The sequence below is a fragment of the Caproicibacter sp. genome (assembly GCF_046707225.1).
Lineage (GTDB): Bacteria > Bacillota > Clostridia > Oscillospirales > Acutalibacteraceae > Caproicibacter.
Window position 1 is genome coordinate 1 of record NZ_JBJKOP010000002.1, and the last position, 2,019, is coordinate 2,019.

Annotated in this window: 4 protein-coding genes; 2 read left to right on the forward strand and 2 right to left on the reverse strand. The window is 53.6% G+C overall.

Annotated features, from left to right (window positions below):
* Both ACLQ3M_RS00045 and ACLQ3M_RS00050 read left to right on the forward strand, forming a co-directional pair.
* Nucleotides 1–209, forward strand: a 209-nt coding sequence (locus ACLQ3M_RS00045; protein WP_411675674.1) for a hypothetical protein, incomplete at its 5' end; no start/stop codon positions are given.
* A 288-nt stretch (nucleotides 210–497) separates the two neighbouring features.
* Entirely contained in the window at nucleotides 498–1,052 is a 555-nt protein-coding gene (locus ACLQ3M_RS00050) for a hypothetical protein (RefSeq protein WP_411675675.1), read from the forward strand.
* 13 nt (nucleotides 1,053–1,065) lie between these two features.
* On the opposite strand, the gene ACLQ3M_RS00055 is transcribed toward ACLQ3M_RS00050, so the two are convergent.
* Nucleotides 1,066–1,662 carry a nucleotidyltransferase family protein gene (locus ACLQ3M_RS00055; protein WP_411675676.1) on the reverse strand — a complete coding sequence of 199 codons (597 nt, stop codon included), beginning with the start codon at nucleotides 1,660–1,662 and terminating at the stop codon, nucleotides 1,066–1,068.
* A gap of 53 nt (nucleotides 1,663–1,715) precedes the next feature.
* On the reverse strand, nucleotides 1,716–2,019 hold a 304-nt coding region (locus tag ACLQ3M_RS00060), incomplete at its 5' end, for a GNAT family N-acetyltransferase (RefSeq protein ID WP_411675677.1).

Genomic DNA, 2,019 nt, shown 5'->3' on the forward strand with positions numbered 1-2,019 from the left:
CGCTGGAACGCGGCGTTGAACGCGTGACCGTCGTCTGCCGATACCAGGGGAAAACGGCGGTGACTCTATCAGGAGACCGCGCGCCAAAGAATGTCGGCGCAAGAGACGGGTCCGGAAAAACAGTTTCGCCGGCGCCGTTTTCGAGCTTTGAAGCGCGTTACGCGGACGGGTCAACGGAAGAGATTTCTGCAATGGATAGAAATTCCTGAGGGTTCGGTTTATGATATAACGCTTAAAAACGGCTCCGTGTTAACGGGATTTTTGTATTAAATAATACATTTTTGCAAGATTTAATTTATTATATTGACAAATAATAATTATGATTTATAATATTACTGAGGTGATTCCAATGGGCGGTCTGTACTTCTCGCCATCTTCAGTGAATAGATGCCCAGTAAATTCAATCCATCAGAAAGAGGCGGGGCAGAGATGATCTCCTGCCTCTTTCACTTGTTTTAATATATAAAATGGCAAAAAGAAATTTAGGGGGCATTCATTTGCAAAACACGGAGAAACTGCGGCGGCTTCGAATTCCGGCTATGCTGCTGGCAGCATTAGCCGTGGGGGCGGTTCTCGGAATTTGTTTCGAGCAGAATGTCGGCGTGAGCCTTTCCGACCGGCTGGCGCGCCGCATCGGGACGGCGAACGCTCGGGTCGTTTCGTGCGCGCGGTCGGGTTCTGCGCTGACGTTCACGCTGGACCTCGGCAACGCTCCGCAGGAACAGGAATCCGCTTCGGCGGCTTCCTTTCCTGCGTTCCAGCAGGGAATGGACTTGGCGAACTACCGCACGGTCATCGGGGCCGTTCAGGAAGAACTGACTTCCAATCCGCTGGAACGCGGCGTTGAACGCGTGACCGTCGTCTGTCAATATCAGGGCAAAACGGCGGTGACTCTAACGGGAGACCGCGCGCCACAGAATGTCGGAGCAAGAGACGGGTCCGGAAAAACAGTTTCACCGGCGCCGTTTTCGAGCTTTGAAGCGCGTTACGCGGATGGGTCCACGGCGGGCATTTCCTTGATGGAGAGCGATTCCTCTGCGTCCGCGCCGTGAAATTGGGCGCGGGCTACCAGGGAATTATTTTTAGACCGGGCCATTTCCGGGTCCATTTTCGCACTTTGAGGCGATAGATTTCTTCCGTAATCTGCGCTTTGTTTGCGCGGACGGTTCCGGAAAACAGATCATCCAGTCCGAACGGGGCGTAAATTTGTAAACAACCGGAGAAATCCATCCGCAGGCCGACTGCGGTCGCGGTTGTAGGCCAGGTGTCAATTGCGTCCTCCAGAGATTCATATGGCTCAATGGGATAGCCGAAATGATCTTCATACCAGAGGTGAACCCGCGCCTCGTTTTTAACGTCCACTGGAATCTTCAGGTCGGAGAAGAGCAGGCAGGCTTCCTGAACCACCGCGTTTTCCGACTCACTTGACAAATCGTCATCAAAGTAAACGAGATCAATGTCACTGATCCCGTAGGCGGGCGGAAGCCCGAACAAATGATTCCAGACGGTTTGCGCGACGCATCCGGCGCCTGCGTAATAATTCGCCAGAGCTAATTGAGGAGCCCGTTCCAGAACTGTTTTTAAAACGGAGTCCTGCAAAATGATTTGTTCCAATGTGGTCCTTTGAGCCGGCGTCATCCTGTTGCCACCCGGCAAACTCATAAAATCACACATCCTTAAGAGATTCTTCTGCTCCGCTTTCGGCGGAGCTTTTTTCATTTTTCAATGGTATAGGACATCCCGGCGCCGAACTGGTCGGACGGGTGTCGAATAAATCCCTGCTTTTCATAGAAAGGTTCCCGGCCGACCGCCGCCATCAGATTGACGCGAACCATTTCCCCGTCTTCCAGCATGGTGCGCACATGCGCCAGAATCATGGAGACCATCGTTTTCCCGACGCCGCCGCCCTGATACGCCGGGTCGACCATCACGTCCGCGATGTAAAATACGGTGCCGCCGTCGCTGACCAGCCGCGCGGAGGCGACTGTTCTGCCGTCCGCTTCGGCGGAGACCAGATAG